This is a genomic window from Tardiphaga sp. P9-11, from assembly GCF_008329525.1.
GTDB lineage: Bacteria > Pseudomonadota > Alphaproteobacteria > Rhizobiales > Xanthobacteraceae > Tardiphaga.
This window is the reverse complement of sequence record NZ_NPKQ01000001.1, coordinates 293,060-313,668: the sequence shown is the minus strand read 5'-3', so window position 1 is coordinate 313,668 and position 20,609 is coordinate 293,060. Positions and strand designations below refer to the sequence as shown.

Sequence of the window (20,609 nt, the reverse complement as noted above, 5' to 3'; positions counted from 1 at the left end):
AGGAAACTCAGGCGACGCTGGCGAGGAACGCATCTTCTGCGGCGCGGACGGCGTCAGGGGTGCCGACATGCATCCAGACGCCTTCCATGCGCAGGCCGAACAGGCGTTCTTCCTCGTTGGCTTTGTCGAACAGCTTGGTCAGCGAAAATTCGCCTGATGGCGCATCCTTGAACAGTGCCGGAGACAGGATCGCGACGCCGGCATAGACGAACGGCACGACCTGATTTTCCTTGCGACGGCGCAGCGCACCATCGGTGAGCATGGCGTAGTCGCCGGAACCGGCATAACCGATGCTGTTGGCGGTCGGCGCCATCAGTAGCAGGATATCCATGCGTGCAGGATTGAAGGCGTCGGCGAGGCGCGCGAGGTTCGGCTGCACGCCGTCGATCCACATCGTGTCGGCATTGAGATGATAGAATGGTTCGCTGCCCAAAAGCGGCAGCGCCTTCACCACGGCGCCGCCGGTGCCGAGCACCTGATCGCGCTCGTCGGAAATCGTGATCTTCGGCACGGTACGCGTCGCGACATGATCGATGATCTGGTCGGGCAGGTAATGCACATTGACCACGGCTTCGGTCACGCTGGCAGCGGCGAGCTTGTCGAGTACGTGATCCAGCAGCGGCTGTCCTGCGACAGGAACCAGCGGCTTCGGCATGGTATTGGTGAGCGGTCGCATGCGCAGGCCGAGGCCGGCAGCGAGAACCATAGCTTTGGTGGGTTTTACGGACATGGCGACATGAGCCTTGAAGAAAGTATCGGCCCTGAAGGAATGATGGGCCTTGATGGAATCGTTCTTGAATTTCTGAGCTGAAGTAATGGTAGCACGGCGGCGTGTCGCATGCATGAACCTATCGACCCATAATGGGCCGAGATGACGCGGATGCGACAATTGCACCCGCCTGCACGGTCACGTTTTTGCCTCCTGTGTCTCGGAACGTTTCGCTTTTTTCTTTTTGTCGTTGGGTTTGAGAAAATTCACGCCAATCTGGTCGCCATTGACCCAGCCGAGTTCGCAGCGGCGATAGGCAAGTCCGGTGGACGACAGCAGAAGGAAGAATTCTTTCAGGTTCAATCCTTCGACCGAACCGTCGACGGTGAGTTTGGCGTCGGTCTCTGAAATGTCTTCCATGATGCACGAGCGACGCCAGGTGCCGTCGATGCCCATCATGTGCGCAGGAAAACCGCGCTCGAAAACGACCCGATCTCCTGCACGCCGCTCCGTCATGACACGTCCCTTGTCCAGTACGCCAAGCCTCGCGGTTGCAAGGCTCATGTGCAGGATAAAGTCTGTGCGACTAACAAGTGGTTAAGGAAGTGTTAGGGGCCGGGGGCAGGACGCAGAAGCGAATGGGTGCGCGCGGTTACCTCTTCCCGGTGGGAAGAGGTGGCTGAGCGTCGCTGTTCGCGCGGGTAAACTGACTCAACCTCTATCCGCGGGGCGGTGGTACATGCGTCGCATACCACTGCTGGAATGGCGCCAGCGTCGGATGCGCCAGCGAGCGGTTGAGATAGGTCCAGATTCGCGGCTGGTGCTTGAGATAATGCGGCTTGCCGTCGCGGCGGTTGAGGCGCGCGAATGTCCCCAGCAGCCGCGTGTTGCGTTGCGCCGACATGATTGCATAGAGCTCGGCAAAGGCCGCGGCATCGAAGGCGGGATCGGCTGCGCGCCGCGCCTTGATATAGCGCGTCAGCATGGTCAGCTCCAGCTGTTCGGGCACGTCGATACGCGCGTCCTGCAGCAGCGAGACGAGATCATAGGCGGCGGGACCGAGCACCGTGTCCTGGAAATCGATCACGCCGACCTTGTTGATGCCCTCGCGGTCGTCGAGCCAGATGATGTTCGGCGAATGGAAGTCGCGCAGCACCCAGGTCTTTGGCGCTGCGGCAGGCTTCGCCAGCAGTTCGCGCCACATCGTGACGAATTCAGTGCGGGCCCCATCGGTGAGCGGCGCGTCGCGATCCGGCAGATACCATTCCGGCATCAGGCCGATCTCGACCAGCAGTGCGTCGGTATCGAAGACGGGGATGGCGTAGTCCACATGCGGCAGCAACGGCAGCGTCGCTGGCAGTGGCTTGCTGTGTAGCAAAGCGAGCATGTCGGTTGCGATCTGATAGCGCTCGGCCATCGGTGCCGGCGGCTCGCCTTCGATCACGGGGGTTGTGCCAAAATCCTCGGTGATCAGAAAGCCCGCGTCGAGATCGGCGTGATGGATCGCTGGCGCAGAGATACCCTGCGCGCGCAGGCCGTTCGCAATGGCGACAAACGGTTTGACGTCTTCGGCCAGATGCACGGCCGCGCTATAGGATTTACCGTCGTAAATGGGCGCACCATCCGGCCGCTTCGGTGCATTCATCAGAATGAAGACGTCATCACCGCGGACCAGCCGCGCATAGGAGCGCGTCGACGCATCGCCGGCCATGCGCTGGCGCGTGGCGTCGAGAAAGCGCGCTTCTTCAAGAAATTCACGCAGTGCTTTCAGGCGCAGAACGATCGATGCGGCCTTGCCGTGACCGGTGATCTCTGCCGCACGCGCCACGGAGCCCAGCGCCGGGCGATGGCTGAGCGCGATGTCGATACGATCCGGCGGCAGCGTGCCATCGGCGCGCTCCGGCCATTCGATCAGCGCGACCACGCCATCCGGCAGCGGCGCCAGGCCGATCTCTTCGAGTTCGCTCGCATCGTTGATGCGATAGAGGTCGGCATGGATGAGAGGAAACGACGGCAGGTCGTAGCTCTGCGCCAGCGTGAAGGTCGGGCTCGGTACTTCGAGTTCGGAATCGCTGGCGAGATAGCGGATCATTGCGCGCGCCGCGGCCGTCTTGCCGGCGCCGAGATCGCCCGACAGCGTGATCACATCGCCGGGGCCAATCAGCAGCGCGAGGTCGGCCATTAACTGCGCGGTGGCGTTTTCATTGGCGAGTGCCAGTGAGAAAGCCGCAGGCTCAGTGAAGTCGGGCTCGCTCATTCGGCAGCGTTGCGATGCGCGGTCTGGTCGATGGGGAAGTCGCAGCTGACGGTGGTACCCTTGCCGACGGCGGAATCGACGCGGACCTTGCCGCCATGCAGTTCGACAAAAGAACGCACCAATGACAGGCCAAGTCCCGCGCCGCGATGGCGCGAGCCATTGGCGTGACTCTCGAACCAGTCGAACACCTTGTCTTTCACTTCAGGCGGAATGCCGGGGCCGCGATCGGTGACGGTGAAGGTGATGGCGTGGTCGGAACGGCGTGCGGTTAGCGTGATCGCGGCGTCATGCGGCGAGAAGCCGACGGCATTGGCCAGCAAATTATAGAGCACTTGCACGACGCGGCTTTCGTCACCGGTGAAGCTGCCGATGGCCGGATCGACGTCGATCTGCAGCGCGATGTGGTCACGCACCAGGCGATCCTGAATGCCTTCGGCCGCCGCGGAGATGGTCTTGCGGATATCGATCGGGCCGAGATTCAGCGTCATGGCGCCGGCATCGATGGTGGCGAGATCCAGAATATTATTGATGATCGCCAGCAGCGCGCCGGTCGAGGTGGTGATGTAGTCGAGATATTCGGCCTGCTTGGGCATCAGCGGGCCCGTCACGGGATCACTGAGCAAATGCGCGAAGCCGATGATCGTGGTGAGCGGCGAACGCAGCTCGTAGGAGACGTGATGGACGAAGTCGACCTTCATCTGGTCGGCCGTCTCCAGCGCCTCGTTGCGCTCGCGCAGCGCGCGCTCGACATTTTCGGCATCGGAAATGTCCTGGAACGTCAGCATGGTCGCGCCGTCGGGCAGCGGCATGGTCATGCAGGCCAGCACGCTGCCATCCCTGCGTTCGAGCTTGAGCGGAACCGATTTGCGATTGTCGATGCCGGTAATGGCGCTGCGGATCGCCTGCCATGTCGGAGTGTCGTCGAACAATGGCCGGCACCAGGTCTCGACCATCTCGATATGCGGACGCTGTTCCAGCGCTTCGTCCGACAGCTTCCACATCTTGGCGAAAGCCGGATTGAACAGTTGCGCGCGGCCGTTGCTGCCGAACACGGCGACGGCTTCGGCAAGATTATCGAGCGTTTCGCGCTGAACGCGGATCAGGCCATCGAAGCGCCGTGCCAGTTCGAGGCTCTCGGTCACATCGTCGAACAGATAGGTGACGCCACCTTCGGGATTCGGCGTGGTGACGATCGACATCGCGCGACTGTCCGGCAGATACCAGACATCCTTATGGGCTTCGACGGCCCGATAGGCTTCGTGCAGCTTAGCCTTCCAGGCGCGGAAGTCCGGCTGCTCCGGCAGTTTTCGCGCGGCGCGCAGGCGATCCAGCACGCTGGAATCGTCGGGATTGCCGTCGAGAAAGGCCCGGTCGAGATCCCACAGCCGGCGATAGGCGTCGTTATAGAAGGTGAGGCGGCGCTGGCCGTCGAACACGGCGACGCCGGACGACAATTGATCGAGTGTGCGGCGATGCGCCTCGGCCATGCGCACCAGTGCTGCGCTGAGTGCCGCGGCTTCGCCGGCGTCGATCGCCATGCCGGCGCTGCCGCCGGCGACCTTGGCGGCGTGGACGTCGAAGATACGGCGTTCGCCCGAGATCACGATCGGCACGCGTGCGGCAAATGGCTGGTTGTCGTTCAGCGCCCGCGCGAGATTGCTGCGGTCGTCGCTATCCAGCAGTTCCAGGTTGCGACCGACCGCATCGCCCGCATCAGCCGCTTCAGTCGCACGCGCATAGGCAGCATTGACGAAGCTCAATCGACCGTCAGCCTGCTTGGCCCAGATCGGCCATGGCGCAGCATTGGCAAAGCCGCGGAGTACTTCGGTTTCTTCCGCCAGTTCCTTGTGACGTAGCGAGACTTCGGCGAGTTCGCGGCGCAAACCGCTCAATTCGCGAATCCGGACAATGGCCTGGCCGCCGATGGCGCGGCCCATCGCCTCGATGGCGCGGCCGTTTGAGGTCGTCAGATTGAGCACGAAGCCTTCGCCGGCATCGAGCAGCGCGTCGACAGCGTGGTCCATGCGCAGCGCCGGTTCCGGCGGCAGCCATGTTCCGAATGCGAGGATGCGCTGCGGCTGATGCTGCTGCGGATCCTGCGACATCATCAATGCGGTGTCGCCGGAAATGTCGGGACGGGTTTCGCCTGCGGCCCAGGCGATTAGTACCTGCGGCTCGGTAAACAACAACGCGCGAAAGCGGTCGGCTTCGACCTGCAGGGCGTGCAACTCGATGCGTAGCTTCGCCTCGGTCTTGGCGGAGCGAATGCGGTTGTGCATCAACAGGATGGCGGAGACGACCGAAAAACCGAGCACCGCCGTGGCTGTCGTCAGCGCCGCGATTTCCTGGCGGTCGAGATCGAGCAGATTGGCGAGGGTCTGCGAAATAAAGGGTTCGTCAGCGGCCGATGCCGAGGAGGTGGCCAGAAGCGCAGACGCACCGATTCCGACAAGCCCGTCGCGCACCATGAAAGTGCACGACAGCAAGGTCCGACGCATCGCCGCGATCACGCCTGACATCATTCGCCCCAAACCGCACGTCTTCCCGACCAGCCCCGCCCGATCGCGAATCGTTTGACAATATCCGCTTCGGGAGTCGCCGGGTAAGAGTCCAGACCGTGAACGCAGAGTCCCACGTTAAAAAATGCGCGTGCCTTTGATTCAAATACTGCGCGATGTGACGAAATGCGCGCTATCGGCCGGTCGATCCGAAGCCGCCGCTGCCGCGTTCGGTCTCGCTCAGCGCCGCGGCCACCACGAGTTCCGCATGCGTGACCGGTGCGATCACCATCTGTGCGATTCGCTCGCCGCGCCTGATCGTGAAATCCGTCGCGCCGTGATTGATCAGGAGCACGCCGATCTCGCCGCGGTAATCGGCATCGATGGTGCCCGGTGAATTCAGCACGGTCACGCCGTGCTTGGCGGCAAGGCCCGAGCGCGGGCGCACCTGCGCTTCATAGCCCGCCGGTAGTGCGATAGTCAGCGCGGTCGGCACCAGCGCATATTTACCGCGAGCGAGAATCATCGGCTGGTCCTCGGGAACCGCGGCGAGCAGATCGAGGCCGGCAGCATGTGCGGTCTGATAGGCCGGCAGCGCGAGGCCTGCACCATGCGGGAGCTGCTGGACGTCGACCTGAACGGGGATGGCGGCGCTCATGATGTATCTTTCGTGGATTGCGTCGATTTATCTGATGTCACCGCGTCGGCGATTCGCGCGACCAAGGTCATTGCGACCTGTTCCTTGCTCATCGGTGCCCATGAATCAACGGCGATATCGGCGCTGTCCTTAGCTCGCGTCAGCAGATGCACGGTGTTGTTGTCTCCGCCCATGATGCCGGTCGCGGGCGAGACGTCGTTGGCGACGATCCAGTCGCAACCCTTGCGCGCAATCTTGGCTTTCGCATTGTCGATCAGGTGCTCGGTCTCGGCGGCGAAGCCGATCACCAGCGGCGGCCGATGCTCGGGGAGTTTCGAGATCGTCGCGAGGATGTCGGGATTTTCCATGAGCTGCAGTGGCGGCATGGCGTTGCCTGCCGTCTTCTTCAGTTTCTGCACGCCCTCATTGACGGCACGCCAGTCGGCCACGGCTGCCGCGAAGATCGCGATGTCGACGGGAAGTGCCGCCTCGACCGCAGCGAGCATGTCGCGTGCGGATTCGACATGGGTCATGGTGGCGCCTTCGACGTCATCAAGATCGACCGGGCCAGACACGAGAATGACCTCGGCGCCGGCAGCGCGCGCCGCGGCGGCGATCGCATAGCCCTGTTTGCCTGACGAGCGATTGGCGATGTAGCGCACGGGATCGATGGGCTCATGGGTCGGGCCCGCCGTGATCAGCACGCGTTTGCCCGCCAGCGGCTGCGCGCGGGGCGGCCGCAGGAATATGTGAGCCGCGATGGCGATTTCGGTCGGCTCTGCCATGCGACCCACGCCGGCTTCGTTGCGCTCCGCCATCTCGCCGGCATTCGGCCCGATCATCCTGATGCCGTCGCGCTGCAATTGCGCGACGTTGCGGCGCGTCGCAGCGTTATTCCACATCAGCGGATTCATCGCCGGCGCAATCATGATCGGTTTGTCGGCGGCCAGAAGAATCGCGGAGGCCAGATCGTCGGCATGACCATTGGCCATCTTCGCCATCAGGTCCGCAGTGGCAGGCGCCACGACGATCAGATCGCATTCGCGCGCAAGACGGATATGCCCGGCGTCGAATTCGCTCTGCGGGTCGAATAGGTCGGTATAGGCGCGCTCGTTGGAGAGGGCGCTGGCGGCCAGTGGCGTGACGAATTGCTGCGCGGCGCGGGTCAGCACCACGCGGACATGGATGTGGCGCTCCTTCAGCCGGCGGATCAGATCGAGCGATTTATAGGCCGCGATGCCGCCGCCGATGATTAGCGTCACACGGAGCTGATCACCGATGTTTTTCAAGGGCTTGGGTTGGTTTTCGGGGGGTGGCGTGTCTTGCGAAAAACTTGCGTCAGGCTTGAGGCCGTCTTGCGACGCCGCGCGCAAAATGACCCGCACCTCGTCCTCGACCGACCGGCCATTCCTGGCCGCACGCAATCTCAGCTCATCCCGGATCGCGTCGTCGAGTTTGCGGATAGTCAGGCTGGCCATGATGATCTCACGCTCATTATGACAGCAGTGCTAGCATAAAGTGCCGTCATTGCAATCAATCGTTAGCGAATCGAGAGCAGCAGTCCCAGGAACGACAGCGCGATCACCCAGACGCCGACCGTGCGCCAGCGGAGCTGCTTGGCTCGCGCCCGTGCGATGGCGGCGATGGTCGCATCGTCGAGCCGGACGCCGTCACGGGTCATGGTCTCCAACTGTTCGAGCATCGTCAGTGCGCGGGTCGCCATGGCCGGCAGGCTGCCGGCGACCTTGCCGAGTTCACCGGCGCCGGAGAGGGCGCCCTGGATTTTGCCGAGCGGTCCGAGATTGCGTTCGATCCATTCGCGGACGACGGGATCGGCGACCTTCCAGATATCGAGCTTGGGATCGAAGCTTCGCGCGACGCCTTCGACCACGACCATGGTCTTCTGCAGCAGGATCAATTCCGGCCGCGTGCGCATGTCAAAGAGGCCGGTGACCTCGAGCAGCAGCGTCAGCAGCTTGGCCATCGAGATTTCTTCGGCCGTGCGATTGTGAATCGGCTCGCCGATGGCGCGGATCGCCTGCGCGAAATTTTCTACTGAATGGTGACCGGGCACATAGCCGGCCTCGAAGTGTACTTCGGCGACGCGGCGATAGTTGCGGGTGATGAAGCCCAGCAGAATCTCGGCGAGGAAGCGGCGCTCCTTCAGCCCGAGCCGGCCCATGATGCCGAAATCGACAGCGACGAGGCGGCCGTCTGGATCGAGGAACAGATTGCCCGGATGCATATCGGCGTGGAAAAAGCCGTCACGCAGCGCGTGGCGCAGAAAGCTCTGGATCACCTTGCGGCCGAGATCCGGAAGATCGACGTTGGATTCTTCCAGGCGCTTGTGATCGTTCAGCGCGATGCCGTCGATCCACTCCATCGTCAGCACGTTATGCGAGGTGCGATCCCAGTCTACTTCCGGCACGCGGAAGTCGGGATCGTTGCGGGTGTTCTCCGCCATCTCGGAGAGTGCCGCAGCTTCCAATCGCAGATCCATCTCCATCGCCACCGAGCGCGACATGGTGGTGATGATTTCGATCAGGCGAAGGCGGCGCGCTTCAGAAAAATGTTCTTCGGCCTTGTGCGCGACATAAGCGAAATCGCCGAGGTCGCGGCGGAATTGCGCGGCGACGTTTGGGCGCAGCACTTTCACGGCGTAGGTTTTGCGGACACCATCCTTGTCGATCTCGGCGCGATGCACCTGCGCGATCGAGGCCGCGGCGACCGGCGGGCTGAAGCTCGCATAGAGCTGCGCCACAGGGCGTTCCAGCGAAGCGGCGACGACGCCTTCGGCTTCGGTCAGGGAGAATGGCGGCAGCCTGTCCTGCAGGCTTTCGAGATCGCGCGCCATGGCAACGCCGACCACGTCGGGACGGGTCGCGAGAAACTGCCCAAGCTTGAGATAGGCCGGGCCGAGCCGCGTCAGCGCGCGCGACAGCCGTGCGCCGGATTTTGCGCCGGGTCGTTCGATCAGCCGCGCCATGCGCAGTGCGAGTTGCCCCGGTGGCGGCACCAGCGAAGGATCGACGACGCCGAACACGCCTTCGCGCGCAAACACGAAACCGGCGCGGGCAAGCCGCGCCATATGAGAGAAAGCAGCGATCACAAACGCCAGCCCGAATGCAGCGCGACGATGCCGCCTGAGAGGAGTTCGTACTTCACGCGCGAAAAGCCTGCATTGCGGATCATGTCGGCGAAAATTGGCGGCTTCGGAAACTTGCGGATCGATTCCACGAGATACTGATAGGATTCGGAGTCGCCGGTGACCGCCTTACCGAGCGGCGGGATAACCTTGAACGAGAACAGGTCATAGATCTTGTCGAGGCCCGGCACATCGACGGTTGAGAATTCGAGGCAGAGAAAACGGCTGCCCGGCTTCAGCACGCGATAGGCTTCAGCGAGCGCGCGGTCGATGCGCGGCACGTTGCGGATGCCGAAGGCGATCGTATAGGCGTCATAGCTCTTGTCGGCGAATGGCAACTCTTCGGCGTTACCCTCGACGAAGGTCACCTGATGTTCGAGATGCTGCTTGATGGCGCGCTCGCGGCCGACGTCCAGCATGCCCGTATTGATGTCGCAGACGGTCGAGCTGAAGCCGAGGCCTGACGCCCTGGCGGCGCGGAACGAGATGTCGCCGGTGCCGCCGGCAACGTCCAGCAGGGCAAAGGGGGCATCCGAGCGCGGTGGGTTGAGCGCGTTGATCATCACGTCCTTCCAGACGCGATGCATGCCGCCGGACATCAGATCGTTCATCAGGTCGTAGCGCTGGGCGACGCTGTGGAACACATCGTTCACCAGGGTCTGCTTGTCGCCCACGGGGACGTCCCTGAAGCCGAAATGGGTGGTTTCGCCCGGCTGATCCATTGTCTTCATCTCAAAGGTTTTTCATCTCAAAAGTCTGATCGCGACGGACCATAGCGCGCCCACAGCAATGGGGCTATCACGTCAGCACCTCAAGGTGAATGACGTGAATCATGCCTGAATTACCCGAAGTCGAGACCGTCCGCCGCGGCCTGCAGCCGGCCATGGAGGGATCGAAGATCACCCGCCTGGAATTGCGCCGGAAAGACCTGCGGTTTCCGTTTCAGCCGGATTTTGCCGGAAGGTTGCAGGACCGGACCATCACCAGCCTCGGCCGCCGCGCCAAATATCTGCTGGCGGACCTGGATTCCGGCGATGTGCTGCTGATGCATCTCGGCATGTCCGGCTCGTTCCGGGTGGTGTCCGATGCGCCCGCTGCTGTCGCGGGTGATGAAGAAAATGTGATGCCCGGCGCCTTCCATCATCCGCGCAGCGACGAGCGGGCACACGATCATGTGGTCTTCCACATGTCGTCGGGCCCATCGGTGATCTACAACGACCCCCGTCGTTTCGGCTTCATGAAGATCTTTGCGCGGAGCGAGATCGATCAGGAGCCGTTCCTGAAAGACATCGGCCCCGAACCGCTCGGCAACGCCTTCGATGCGGCCATGCTGGCCGGCGCGACCGCGGGCAAGAAGACCAGCCTCAAGGCCGCGCTGCTCGATCAGAGCGTCGTCGCGGGCCTCGGCAATATCTATGTCTGCGAAGCGCTGTTTCGTTCGCATCTGTCGCCGCGGCGATTGGCGGCGACACTGGCGACCAAAAAAGGCGAACCAACCGATCATTCCAGGCGACTGGTCACGGCGATCCATGAGGTGCTGAACCAGGCCATCAAGGCTGGTGGCTCGTCGCTGCGCGACCATCGCCAGACCGATGGCGAGCTCGGCTACTTCCAGCATTCGTTCCAGGTCTATGACCGCGAAGGCGAACCCTGCCAGACCGATGGCTGCTCAGGCATCGTGAAGCGCTTCGTGCAGAACGGGCGATCGACGTTCTGGTGCCCGAAGTGTCAGAGGTGAAATCGCATCGGTTCGATTTGCTGACACGTCGTTACGGAATATCGACCGTCACATGTCCTTCAACGCAGCCGCTGCAGCTTCCGCGACGCCCACACGCGAGGCCATCAACGGCTGGATGCGCTGTCCAAAGTCTTCAACGCCCTGAACGAAGTCGTCGAAGGTGAGCAACACGCCTTCGGTGCCCGGCACGGTGGCGACCTCGTCGAGCATGCGGGCGACATTGGCGAATGAGCCGATGAAGGTCCCCATGTTGATGTTGACCGCCGATGTCGGGTCCGCCATCTGGCGAATGTTGGTATCTTTTCCGGACTTGGTATCGGCAGCGCCCTGAACGCCGAGCCACGCCACCGCGTCGTGATCGACACCGGCTTTGTAGTGCTCCCACTTTGCAAATGCGACTTCGTCGGTCTCTGCCGCGATCACCATGAACAGGACATAGGTCGTTACGTGCCGGCCGCTCTCCCGCGTGGCCTCGATCAGCCGTTCGGCGGCGGGCGCGAAATCGGTCGGGGTGTTGACGCCTTTGCCGAAGCAGAAATTGTAGTCGGCGTATTTTGCGGAGAAGGCCATTCCGGCGCCGCTCTGGCCGGCGCAAATGATCTTCATGTCGGCTTGCGGCTGTGGGCTGACCCGGCAGTCCTCCATCTGGAAGAACTCACCTTTGCGATCCGAGGCGCCGGTCTGCCAGAGGTCGCGGAGGATCTCGACATATTCCGAGAGATACTCGTAGCGGCGCGCAAAGTATTCGTCGCCGGGCCAAAGCCCCATCTGCGAATATTCGGGACGTTGCCATCCGGTGATGAGATTGAGGCCGAAGCGGCCATGTGAAATCGAATCGATGGTCACGGCCATGCGCGCGGCAATCGCGGGAGGCACCACGAGCGTCGCTGCCGTGGCGAACAACTTTATTCGCTTGGTTACTGCGGCCAGGCCGGCCATCAGGGTGAAGGATTCCAGATTGTGATCCCAGAATTCCGTTTTCCCGCCGAAGCCCCGCAATTTGATCATCGAGAGTACAAAATCGAGGCCGTAATGTTCGGCCTTGAGCGTGACCTCCTTGTTGAGATCGAATGTCGGCATGTATTGCGGCGCATTTTCAGAGAGTAACCAGCCGTTGTTTCCGATTGGAATGAATACGCCGACCTTCATCTTGCTCTCCTCCGCAACCGCGCGACGCCCCGGGGCATCGCGAACCATTCTGCTTGCGTTGAGCAAAGCAACAACCGTGCCGATACGGGCTTTTGCGCCGACCACACGATCTCACCATGAAGGAAGAGGTTGCAGGCGATGCATTTCCGTCCATGATCTGCCGCCAACACCGTATTGAGGACACCCATGACCGACGCATCATCTCCCTCCATCCGCTTCAACGATGGCGCTTCCTATGAGCGCATGATGGGCGTGTGGAGCCGCAGCGCCGGCGAAATCTTCCTCGACTGGGTGGCGCCAAAACCGGGGCTCGCATGGGTCGATGTCGGCTGTGGCAATGGTGCGTTCACGCAGCTCATCGCCGAGCGCCATGCGCCGTCGGTGATCGACGGCATCGATCCCTCGGAGCCGCAGCTTGCCTATGCGCGGAAGCGGCCGGGTGCCGCGATGGCGGCGTTTCATCTGGGCGACGCGATGGCGCTGCCGTTTTCCGACAAATCCTTCGATGTCGCCGTGATGGCGCTGGTGATCTTCTTCGTGCCGGAGCCATCGAAGGGCGTTGCGGAAATGGTCCGTGTCGTGTCGCCCGGCGGCATAGTGGCGGCCTATGCCTGGGATATGGATGGCGGCGGTTTTCCGCTGCAGCCGATCCTCGGTGAACTCAGGAAAATGGGGCACATGCCGTCGTTGCCGCCGAGCGTGGACGCGTCACGCCTCGATGTGATGCAGTCGCTGTGGACCTCTGCCGGCCTGGTGGACATCGAAACCCGCGTGATCGATGTGACCCGTGAGTTCAGCGATTTCGACGACTTCTGGTCGGCCTCGTCCGCTGGGCCATCGGTGACGGCAGCTTTGACGGTGATGACGCCGGAGGAGATCGTGCAGCTCAAATCGCGCGTCCAAGCGGGGCTTTCGGAGGATGCAGCGGGCCGTATCGTCTGCAGTGCCCGCGCCAATGCCATCAAGGGGCGCGTGCCCGGCTGAGGCAGGGTATCCCCCCGGTCTCGGGGCCCTAAGACCGCCGGGATCTTGCCGGTAATATTTCTTCAACTTGAAAGGGTATATAAGTAACGCAATAACCAAGGCGGGCGCAAATGCTGGCGTGGTCGTTTTTTCTATGGTGGTGAAAAGGTACCGTAGAGGGTGAACCTGTGTCCGTCGAAAAATTCCTCAAGCAGCGTGCCGTCAACGTTGTCGTCAGCGGTCAATATACGCTGTCGAACTGGCTGGATGCCGAGGGCACCCCGCGCAGCTTTGCCTGCCGGACCAGCCGCGTCTCGCCGTTCCGGATGATCATCGATGTGCCTGTGATCGGCCGTATCGGCGATCGGATCACGCCCTATTTTGGTGATTTCGGCCAGCTCGAAGGCCGCATCAGCGACACCATCTCCGGCAGCTTCCTGCTCGAACTCAACATGACGCCGCCGATGCGTCAGAAGCTCTCGGACAAGCTGACCTGGCTGGAGAAATTCCAGAAAGACCCCACGGTGCGCGAAGAGCGCAAGCAGGCGCGCCTCATCCCTGCGAGCCCGCATTCCATGCTGACCTTCGCCGACGGCTCGATGAAGAGCTGCTTCGTCATCGACATGTCGGTGTCGGGCGCGGCCGTATCTGCCGATGTGCAGCCCGAGGTCGGAACGCCGCTCGCCGTCGGCGCCTGCGTCGGCCGCGTGGTGCGCCATCTCCAGGGCGGCTTCGCAGTGAAGTTCGTCGAGCAGCAGAATCGCGAACAGCTTGAACGCCGGATCATCCGCGCCCCCGCAGCATCGCCGCCGCGCGCAACGCCGTTCGCGGCGCAGATGGATTCGATGTATGAGGAAGTGGATTAGAGACGCGGTGGCGCGCTTCGAATCCTGAAAGCTACTTCCGCACGCAGATCACGCGCATCATTGCAGCCTTGGCGTCAGTCGAGGCGCCGGTCACGCTCACGCCATTCGCCTTCACGAAATTGCGCACGAGATCCGCTGATACCAGAGCCGCCTGCGGCGTCGCGTTCGGCGGACCGGCCACAAGCAACGGCTTCAATTGCGCGAGGCCCGCGAATTTGCCGTCGCCGTCCATCGCGGCAGCGCCGGAAAAGCCGAGCGCCGGTGCGGGGGAGAGCGCCAGTTCGCTGCCGGTGCCGACTGGCGCCGCGGTTGCCTTCACACTGGTGATGGCTGCGCCGCCGCCCTGGTTCTGGGGATCGGCGATTCCGATGAGATCGAGATTGGGTTTTGCTGCGCCGGTGCCAAGCGACAGCGGTTTCAACTCGCGCGCGCCATAGATGCGCAGCAGTGCGAGATCGCGCACCTTGTCTTCGGCGACTTTGTCGGCGTTGCCATAGCCGGCCACGACGATGGACATGCAGCCATCCACCGCCTGTCGGTCGGTGACGATGGCGCCGTCGTCGCTCACTACGATCCCCGACGCATATTCGACCTTCTTGCGCGGCGGCGGGCCCATGGCCTGCGAACCCGCAGGGAATGCGTTGAAGGCCGACGACATCGCGATCACCACAGGCTCCATCGTGCCTTCGGTGGCCTGATCGTAGAAGATCGAGAGAATGCGGACTTCGGAATCCTTGAATTGGCCGCGGATATAGAACTTCTTCTGGTTCTGCAGGCCCGACAGCACGAAGAAATCCGGCTTCACCACCTGATAGTCGATCTTGCGACCGGGCTCCTTGCGCTCCGCCTCGGCGAGCTTGGCGGTGGAGGGTGCGTCCTCCTTGCGGCGCGCCAGCGTGATCTGGATCGTGCCGGTGGATGACGACCACTTGCTGCCGTTCGCGTCGGAGGCTTGTTGCGGCACGAGTTTGGCGGGAATGCCGAGCCGTGCGCCGGTCACCGCGTCGGTGACCATTTTCCAGCCGACATTGTCCTGAAGCTTCTTCGCCGCGGCGCGCAGCAGATCGCGCTCCTGCGGGTTCAGCACGCCGGTTTGCTTGGCGCCATTGTCCTTCTGGAACGTCTTGATCGCATTGACCATGCGATCCGAAACTTCGCCGGTGATGGCGCCGTTATATTGCCCGGTCCATGCCAGATCCGACTGGATTCCGAGCCGCTCCGCCTGCGCCATGGCGTTGGCGGTGTCGGCAGGGGTCTGCAGCGCGGGGCGGATCGGCGTCGTGGTGACTGGCTTGGGTTTCACACCCTGCACCGCGGGAGATGTTGCCTGGACCTGGGCGTGCGCCGCAGAGGCTGCCACGATCATCAATGTTGCTGAAAGCATCGATCTCATGACATGTCCGGTCTTGAAGCTGGTGATTGATTTCAGTGGAATTAAGCACATCTCGTGGGTCGGTGACAGCGCGGGAAGGGTTCACAACAATGCTGGACGTAACGACACGATGCTGAATGCCGACGAGCTCGAGCGCTATGCGCGCCATATCGTGTTGCGCGAGGTCGGCGGCCCCGGCCAGGCTGCGCTGCAGAGTGCGAAAGTGCTGGTGATCGGCGCTGGCGGCCTTGGCGCACCGGCGCTGATGTATCTCGCAGCCGCGGGCATCGGCACGCTCGGTGTGGTCGATGACGACACGGTGTCGCTGTCGAATTTGCAGCGGCAAATCATTCACGCGACGCCGGATATCGGCGCGCTCAAAACCGAGAGTGCCGCCGCGAAAATCCATGCGCTCAATCCGCATGTGAAATTTATCGGTCACGCTGTCAGACTTAATGCGGCGAATGCGATGGCGCTGTTGTCGGGCTACGACATCGTGCTCGACGGTTCCGACAACTTCACCACGCGCTATCTGCTGTCGGACGCCTGCTATCTCGCGAGAAAAACCTTGATCTCGGCCGCCCTCGGCACGTTCGATGCGTCGCTGACCACGATCCGCGCACATGAGGCCAATGCATCGGGCGCGTTGAACCCGACCTATCGCTGCCTGTTCCCCGAAGCGCCACCGCCGGGCACGGTGCCAAGCTGCCAGGAAGCCGGCGTGATGGGCGCGCTGGCCGGCATGGTTGGCTCGATGATGGCGCTGGAAGCGATCCGCGAGATCGTCGGCTTCGGCGAGGGGCTGGTCGGGCGCTTGCTGATGATCGACGCCCGCAACATGCGCTTCGAGACGCTGCGCTACGGCCGCGACCCGGCGAATCCGCTGAACGGGGATGCACCGAGCATCAGGGATTTGAGCGCGTATTTATGAGCTGAACCGACCCTCCCGTGGGGAGGGTCGGTTCAGTCGACTCAAGCGCGCTTCTTCTCGCTGTCCATATGCACCAGATGCTCGTCCGGATAGCGGCCACCGGCTGCGGCGTCGGCCGGGATTGCGTCTGCCAGCGCCTTGAGATGCGCGGGTGTCAGCTTCACATCCAGCGATCCCAGCGCTTCAGTGAGCCGATCTCGCCGTCGTGCGCCGACCACGGGCAGGATGTCCTGGCCCTGTGCAGCCACCCAGGCGATGGCGACCTGCGCGACCGACACTCCGATGTCGTCGGCAATGGTGCGGATTTTTCCAACCAGAGCCAGATTCTGATCGATATTCGCGGCACTGAAGCGCGGGCTGTGGCTGCGATAGTCCTTCGCGTTCATGCCATCTTTGGTGAAATGGCCGCCGATCAGGCCGCGCGACAGCACGCCGTAGGCCGTGATGCCGATGCCGAGCTCGCGGCAGGTCGGCAGGATGTCATCCTCGATGCCACGCGAGATCAGCGAATATTCGATCTGCAGATCCGTGATCGGATGCACCTTGTGGGCGCGGCGGATGGTCTCGGAGCCGACTTCGGACAGGCCGATGTGCTTGACGTAACCAGCCTTGATGAGGTCCGCGATAGCGCCGACGGTGTCTTCGATGGGGACATTGGGGTCGAGCCGGGCTGGGCGATATATGTCGATGGCCTCGACGCCGAGCCGCACCAGCGAATAGGCCACGAAATTCCTGACTGCCATCGGGCGGTTGTCGAAGCCCATGAAGGCACCGGCGGGATCGCGCATGCCGCCGAATTTGACCGAAAGCTGCAGGTTGTCGCGGTTGCGACCGCGCAGGGCCTCGGCGATCAGGAGTTCGTTATGGCCCATGGCGTAGAAGTCGCCGGTGTCGATCAGGGTGACGCCGGCCTCCAGCGCGGCGTGGATGGTGGCGATGCTTTCGTCGCGATCGGCAGGGCCGTAGACATCCGACATGCCCATGCAGCCGAGACCAAGGGCGCCCACTTGGGGGCCGATCTTTCCGAGTTGAAGGTGGTTCATGGTGGTTCTCCCAGAAGGCGGCCGGACCGATCCTTTGCCGCTGCCGCCCCGATATGAGCCCGCGCCATTGATCCGATAAGCTGGACAATCCTGAAAGGGTTGTTCACTCTGTCGAACAATGAGCGATCTCGATCTGCGCGATCTGGCAGCCTTTCTGGCGGTGGCCCGGACCCGGAATTTCCGGCGGGCCGCGGTGGAGACCCATGTGTCGGTGTCCAGCCTGAGCCAGCGGCTGCGCGATATGGAAGAGCGGCTCGGCGTTCGTTTGCTGCATCGCACAACACGCAGTGTTGCGCTCACCGAAGCTGGAGAATTGCTGCAACGCAAAATCGTTCCGGCCATGGGTGACGTCCATGCTGCATTGCAGCAAGTTCGCGGTTTCGGTGATGTGCCGTCTGGCCGACTTAGAATCAACGGTCCAGCACCAGCCATCGACATCGTCGTGGCACCGATGGTAACGCCATTCTTGCAGCAATATCCGCAGGTTGAGCTTGAGATCGTTGCCGAGACGTCCTTGATCGACATCGTCGCCAAGGGATTCGACGCCGGCATTCGCTATGGCGAGGATCTGGCACAGGACATGATCGCAGTCTCCCTGGGACCGCCGCAGCGCTTCGTGATGGTGGCGTCTTCGCAATATATTGCGCAGCATGGACGCCCTACCGCGCCGCAGCAATTGCTGCAGCATTGCTGCATCAGAACGCGTTTTGACAACGGTTCCATCCCGGAATGGGAGTTCGAAAAGGACGGCCAGGTGGTCAGGATCCCGCCGCGGGGGCCGCTGCTGGCGAGCTATTCCCGGCTCGGGCTGGAAGCGGCCCGGGACGGACTTGGCTTTTACGCGGTGTTTGAGGGTTATGTGCGGGACGACCTCGCGACCGGGAGGTTGATCAGCGTGCTGGAGGACTGGCTGCCGCCATTCCCTGGGCCGTTTTTGTACTATCCGAGCCGTAGGCAACCGCCGCCAGCTTTGGCGGCTTTCGTGAGTTTTGTGGCGGAGTGGCGCAAACGGGAGCGGCGGGTTGCGGCTCCGGAGGGCCCCGGCGGATCAGAGCGGCAGGGGGATCGCTGAGGTGGTCTCGCGGGTCTGCCAGAAGGTCAGCACGCGCTGTGCAGTGGCGGGCACCAGGCGCTCGAAATTCTGCCGGGCTTCCTCGACATCGGCGGCCGCAGGCGAACGACCGGGGCCGAGGCGCAGCGTCATCAGGGCGCGAACGGTGGCCCAGGAAATGCCGATCGACTTGCCGAGGATCAGCATCGGATCGTCGCGGTCGCCCTTGAGGAGCTGGTCGATGGTGCCGATCCGCACGCCCGACAAAGCGGCCAGGGCAGCGGCAGTTTCCTCATATTGATGGGCGCGGGCGAAGCGCAAAAGCGCGCCTTCGTCCATCTCGTCAGCTTGGAGCAGCTTGCGAACGGCACGCTGCGCGGTGGCGAAGTCGCGGGTGACGGCTAGATGCGTCGGCGCGCCGGTGATGTCATGCATCGCACGGTTGATCGCGTTGCGCAGTTCAGGTGCGGCGGCGTCGAACAGTCGGCGGCGAACCACTTCGACAGACTGTGCCAGAAGGTGTTTGAGCTGATCGGGCGCGAGATCGTCGCGCTGCCCGACCATCACGGCGAGCACGCCATCATCGCTGGCGCGGCGAATGAGGCCGGTATAGCCGTTCTGCGAGAAGGCTGCGCCGGCATTGCCGGCGACGCGGCGGATCACATCGCGGTCGCCGCGGCGGACGATCACGTCGGTGAGGCGCGGCGTCAGCGTCGAGCGGTCGGAAATCGCCAGCAGATGCGACTGGCCCTGGGCTTTGGCGATATCGATCAGTGTTGGTTCGTCGATCAAAGGCGAGCGGCGCAGCAGCGGCCCGGCGATCAGGATCTCTTCGTCGCGGACCAGCAGGGCTATAAGCTGCGGGGGGGCGTTGACGAGATCGGACAGCCGCTCGGCCAGCGCGCTACGCGCCTCGACTTCGGTCTGTGGAACCAGAGTCGTGAGGATGCCGTCGAACAGATCGACATGGGAGGGCTGATAACGGGACGCGCCCTTCAGGAAAAGTTCCGAAATCTTACGGACAGCCTCGCCCCGGCGCTTGGGATCGCCATCTCTGACGATGTTCTCAAGTCCCGGAATGAGCGATTTCGCCTCAGCCATCAAAAAATACTCAACACCACCATACGGAAAGGCTCGCGCACCCTAGATGGGGTTCATGAATGAACGGTTAGTCGAAGGATTGGGCTACCGCGGGTTGCAGAAATATTGCGGAGCAGCCACTGCGGCCTTGCCGGGGCGCTGGAAAACGGCTATATCGCCCTCAACTTATTAGGTTCTCATACGATCGCGTTTGAGAGTGGGCCCCTCGGGACCCGCTCTTTTTTATTACCTGAATGGACCCCTGGCCGATGATTTCCGGTGGGTTTGTCCGGGTCCAAGAAGGGCCGAAAGCCCGACGCGACACGTTTCACTTCTGCAGGCTGCACGCGCATTCAGACATCTTCAAACCGGAATACTTCGATCCTGGACATGACCGACCAAAAGCCAGAAACCGTTGATACCGAGCTGCTTTCCGAGCCGCGCCTGGTGATCGAGCCGGGTGCTGCGGCGCGCGTGTCGGCTGTTGCAACGCCGGTGCTCGAAAACCTCGGCTACCGGCTGGTGCGGATCAAGATTTCCGGCGAGCTCGGCTGCACCGTGCAGATTATGGCGGAGCGCCCGGACGGCACCATGCTGGTAGAGGATTGCGAAGCGATCTCGAACGCGCTGTCGCCGGTGATGGATGTCGCCGATCCGATCCAGCGCGCCTACCGTCTCGAAATTTCGTCGCCGGGCATCGATCGCCCGCTGGTCCGACGCTCCGATTTCGAGCGTTATAATGGCTATCTGGTTAAGGTCGAGATGGCTGTCGCCGTTGGCGGTCGCAAACGTTTCCGAGGTCTGCTCGGCGCCATCGAAGGCGACGTCGTATTGATCGACCGCGAAGGTGCCCGCGATGGCGAAGACCCCATCACGCGGTTGCCGCTGGAAGACATCTCCAATGCCAGCCTGGTGTTGACCGACGAGCTGATCGCCGAGTCCATGCGCCGCGGCAAGCACGCCGAGCTTGATCTCAAGCGGGAGCTCGGTCTGGCGCCGCCGGCGGCACCGCATGCCAAGCGCAGCGATCCCAAGAAGAGCTTTGCGCCGAAGCCGAAACTCAAGGTCGCGAAAGCTGCCAAGAAGCCTTTGCCGAAGAATACCAAAGAACATCGTCTGGCCGCCGACCGTGCGCGCCGAGGCGAAATCGATCCCATCGAAGGAGAATGA

Annotated in this window: 18 protein-coding genes; 6 read left to right on the top strand and 12 right to left on the bottom strand. The window is 62.6% G+C overall.

The genetic code is table 11. The annotated features are described in order from the left end of the window. Nucleotides 1–7: 7 nt before the first annotated feature. From CIW50_RS01430 to ubiE, 8 genes are all read right to left on the bottom strand, one after another. Complete coding sequence (locus tag CIW50_RS01430; RefSeq protein WP_149530358.1) at nucleotides 8–730, bottom strand: nucleotidyltransferase family protein; 723 nt, start codon at nucleotides 728–730, stop codon at nucleotides 8–10. A gap of 177 nt (nucleotides 731–907) precedes the next feature. After that, nucleotides 908–1,225, bottom strand: coding sequence for a PilZ domain-containing protein (locus tag CIW50_RS01425; protein ID WP_149530357.1), 318 nt, complete (start codon nucleotides 1,223–1,225; stop codon nucleotides 908–910). A gap of 202 nt (nucleotides 1,226–1,427) precedes the next feature. Beyond that, nucleotides 1,428–2,966, bottom strand: coding sequence for a tRNA (adenosine(37)-N6)-threonylcarbamoyltransferase complex ATPase subunit type 1 TsaE (tsaE, locus tag CIW50_RS01420; RefSeq protein ID WP_149529514.1), 1,539 nt, complete (start codon nucleotides 2,964–2,966; stop codon nucleotides 1,428–1,430). After that, nucleotides 2,963–5,485 carry a sensor histidine kinase gene (locus tag CIW50_RS01415; protein ID WP_149529513.1) on the bottom strand — a complete coding sequence of 841 codons (2,523 nt, stop codon included), beginning with the start codon at nucleotides 5,483–5,485 and terminating at the stop codon, nucleotides 2,963–2,965. The genes tsaE and CIW50_RS01415 overlap by 4 nt, the downstream gene beginning before the upstream one ends. A 172-nt stretch (nucleotides 5,486–5,657) precedes the next feature. After that, entirely contained in the window at nucleotides 5,658–6,122 is a 465-nt protein-coding gene (dut, locus tag CIW50_RS01410) for a dUTP diphosphatase (protein ID WP_149529512.1), read from the bottom strand. Then, the gene (coaBC, locus tag CIW50_RS01405; protein ID WP_149529511.1) at nucleotides 6,119–7,579 is read right to left on the bottom strand and encodes a bifunctional phosphopantothenoylcysteine decarboxylase/phosphopantothenate--cysteine ligase CoaBC; all 1,461 of its coding nucleotides are present in this window, start codon (nucleotides 7,577–7,579) and stop codon (nucleotides 6,119–6,121) included. Before coaBC ends, dut begins: the two co-directional genes overlap by 4 nt. 62 nt (nucleotides 7,580–7,641) lie before the next feature. Further along, nucleotides 7,642–9,210 (bottom strand): 2-polyprenylphenol 6-hydroxylase, encoded by a 1,569-nt coding sequence (gene ubiB / locus CIW50_RS01400; protein WP_149529510.1) that lies wholly within the window; start codon nucleotides 9,208–9,210, stop codon nucleotides 7,642–7,644. Further along, nucleotides 9,207–9,968, bottom strand: a complete 762-nt coding sequence (ubiE, locus tag CIW50_RS01395; RefSeq protein ID WP_149530356.1) for a bifunctional demethylmenaquinone methyltransferase/2-methoxy-6-polyprenyl-1,4-benzoquinol methylase UbiE — start codon at nucleotides 9,966–9,968, stop codon at nucleotides 9,207–9,209. The genes ubiB and ubiE overlap by 4 nt, the downstream gene beginning before the upstream one ends. 110 nt (nucleotides 9,969–10,078) lie before the next feature. Between ubiE and mutM the strand changes: the two genes are divergently transcribed. Then, nucleotides 10,079–10,984: a bifunctional DNA-formamidopyrimidine glycosylase/DNA-(apurinic or apyrimidinic site) lyase gene (gene mutM, locus CIW50_RS01390; RefSeq protein ID WP_149529509.1), complete on the top strand. Its 906-nt coding sequence runs from the start codon at nucleotides 10,079–10,081 to the stop codon at nucleotides 10,982–10,984. Nucleotides 10,985–11,032: 48 nt separating this feature from the next. Here mutM and rutA read toward each other — a convergent pair whose 3' ends face one another. After that, entirely contained in the window at nucleotides 11,033–12,133 is a 1,101-nt protein-coding gene (gene rutA, locus CIW50_RS01385) for a pyrimidine utilization protein A (RefSeq protein WP_149529508.1), read from the bottom strand. A 186-nt stretch (nucleotides 12,134–12,319) separates the two neighbouring features. On the opposite strand from rutA, the gene CIW50_RS01380 reads away from it, so the two are divergent. Both CIW50_RS01380 and CIW50_RS01375 read left to right on the top strand, forming a co-directional pair. Then, nucleotides 12,320–13,117: a class I SAM-dependent methyltransferase gene (locus CIW50_RS01380; RefSeq protein ID WP_149529507.1), complete on the top strand. Its 798-nt coding sequence runs from the start codon at nucleotides 12,320–12,322 to the stop codon at nucleotides 13,115–13,117. A gap of 167 nt (nucleotides 13,118–13,284) precedes the next feature. Then, on the top strand, nucleotides 13,285–13,962 hold the full coding sequence (locus CIW50_RS01375) for a PilZ domain-containing protein (RefSeq protein ID WP_149529506.1): 678 nt from the start codon (nucleotides 13,285–13,287) through the stop codon (nucleotides 13,960–13,962). Between the two features lie 31 nt (nucleotides 13,963–13,993). Here CIW50_RS01375 and CIW50_RS01370 read toward each other — a convergent pair whose 3' ends face one another. Beyond that, nucleotides 13,994–15,355 (bottom strand): serine protease, encoded by a 1,362-nt coding sequence (locus tag CIW50_RS01370; RefSeq protein WP_149529505.1) that lies wholly within the window; start codon nucleotides 15,353–15,355, stop codon nucleotides 13,994–13,996. A gap of 109 nt (nucleotides 15,356–15,464) precedes the next feature. Here CIW50_RS01370 and CIW50_RS01365 point away from each other — a divergent pair, with 109 nt between their 5' ends. After that, nucleotides 15,465–16,265, top strand: coding sequence for a HesA/MoeB/ThiF family protein (locus tag CIW50_RS01365; protein WP_149530355.1), 801 nt, complete (start codon nucleotides 15,465–15,467; stop codon nucleotides 16,263–16,265). A gap of 41 nt (nucleotides 16,266–16,306) precedes the next feature. On the opposite strand, the gene CIW50_RS01360 is transcribed toward CIW50_RS01365, so the two are convergent. Further along, nucleotides 16,307–17,308, bottom strand: a complete 1,002-nt coding sequence (locus CIW50_RS01360) for an aldo/keto reductase (RefSeq protein WP_149529504.1) — start codon at nucleotides 17,306–17,308, stop codon at nucleotides 16,307–16,309. Between the two features lie 118 nt (nucleotides 17,309–17,426). On the opposite strand from CIW50_RS01360, the gene CIW50_RS01355 reads away from it, so the two are divergent. Next, a complete protein-coding gene (locus CIW50_RS01355) occupies nucleotides 17,427–18,380 on the top strand; it encodes a LysR family transcriptional regulator (RefSeq protein WP_149529503.1) in 954 nt (317 codons plus the stop codon). Here CIW50_RS01355 and CIW50_RS01350 read toward each other — a convergent pair. After that, complete coding sequence (locus CIW50_RS01350; RefSeq protein WP_149529502.1) at nucleotides 18,357–19,460, bottom strand: DUF2336 domain-containing protein; 1,104 nt, start codon at nucleotides 19,458–19,460, stop codon at nucleotides 18,357–18,359. The genes CIW50_RS01355 and CIW50_RS01350 overlap by 24 nt on opposite strands. 369 nt (nucleotides 19,461–19,829) lie before the next feature. On the opposite strand from CIW50_RS01350, the gene rimP reads away from it, so the two are divergent. Next, a complete protein-coding gene (gene rimP, locus CIW50_RS01345; protein ID WP_149529501.1) occupies nucleotides 19,830–20,609 on the top strand; it encodes a ribosome maturation factor RimP in 780 nt (259 codons plus the stop codon).

Bases quoted from the DNA above. Each gene is read 5' to 3' on its own strand.
- CIW50_RS01430 (WP_149530358.1), bottom strand. From the start codon at position 730: ATGTCCGTAAAACCCACCAAAGCTATGGTTCTCGCTGCCGGCCTCGGC.
- CIW50_RS01425 (WP_149530357.1), bottom strand. From the start codon at position 1,225: ATGACGGAGCGGCGTGCAGGAGATCGGGTCGTTTTCGAGCGCGGTTTT.
- tsaE (WP_149529514.1), bottom strand. From the start codon at position 2,966: ATGAGCGAGCCCGACTTCACTGAGCCTGCGGCTTTCTCACTGGCACTC.
- CIW50_RS01415 (WP_149529513.1), bottom strand. From the start codon at position 5,485: ATGTCAGGCGTGATCGCGGCGATGCGTCGGACCTTGCTGTCGTGCACT.
- dut (WP_149529512.1), bottom strand. From the start codon at position 6,122: ATGAGCGCCGCCATCCCCGTTCAGGTCGACGTCCAGCAGCTCCCGCAT.
- coaBC (WP_149529511.1), bottom strand. From the start codon at position 7,579: ATGGCCAGCCTGACTATCCGCAAACTCGACGACGCGATCCGGGATGAG.
- ubiE (WP_149530356.1), bottom strand. From the start codon at position 9,968: ATGGATCAGCCGGGCGAAACCACCCATTTCGGCTTCAGGGACGTCCCC.
- mutM (WP_149529509.1), top strand. From the start codon at position 10,079: ATGCCTGAATTACCCGAAGTCGAGACCGTCCGCCGCGGCCTGCAGCCG.
- rutA (WP_149529508.1), bottom strand. From the start codon at position 12,133: ATGAAGGTCGGCGTATTCATTCCAATCGGAAACAACGGCTGGTTACTC.
- CIW50_RS01380 (WP_149529507.1), top strand. From the start codon at position 12,320: ATGACCGACGCATCATCTCCCTCCATCCGCTTCAACGATGGCGCTTCC.
- CIW50_RS01370 (WP_149529505.1), bottom strand. From the start codon at position 15,355: ATGAGATCGATGCTTTCAGCAACATTGATGATCGTGGCAGCCTCTGCG.
- CIW50_RS01365 (WP_149530355.1), top strand. From the start codon at position 15,465: ATGCTGAATGCCGACGAGCTCGAGCGCTATGCGCGCCATATCGTGTTG.
- CIW50_RS01360 (WP_149529504.1), bottom strand. From the start codon at position 17,308: ATGAACCACCTTCAACTCGGAAAGATCGGCCCCCAAGTGGGCGCCCTT.
- CIW50_RS01355 (WP_149529503.1), top strand. From the start codon at position 17,427: ATGAGCGATCTCGATCTGCGCGATCTGGCAGCCTTTCTGGCGGTGGCC.
- CIW50_RS01350 (WP_149529502.1), bottom strand. From the start codon at position 19,460: ATGGCTGAGGCGAAATCGCTCATTCCGGGACTTGAGAACATCGTCAGA.
- rimP (WP_149529501.1), top strand. From the start codon at position 19,830: ATGACCGACCAAAAGCCAGAAACCGTTGATACCGAGCTGCTTTCCGAG.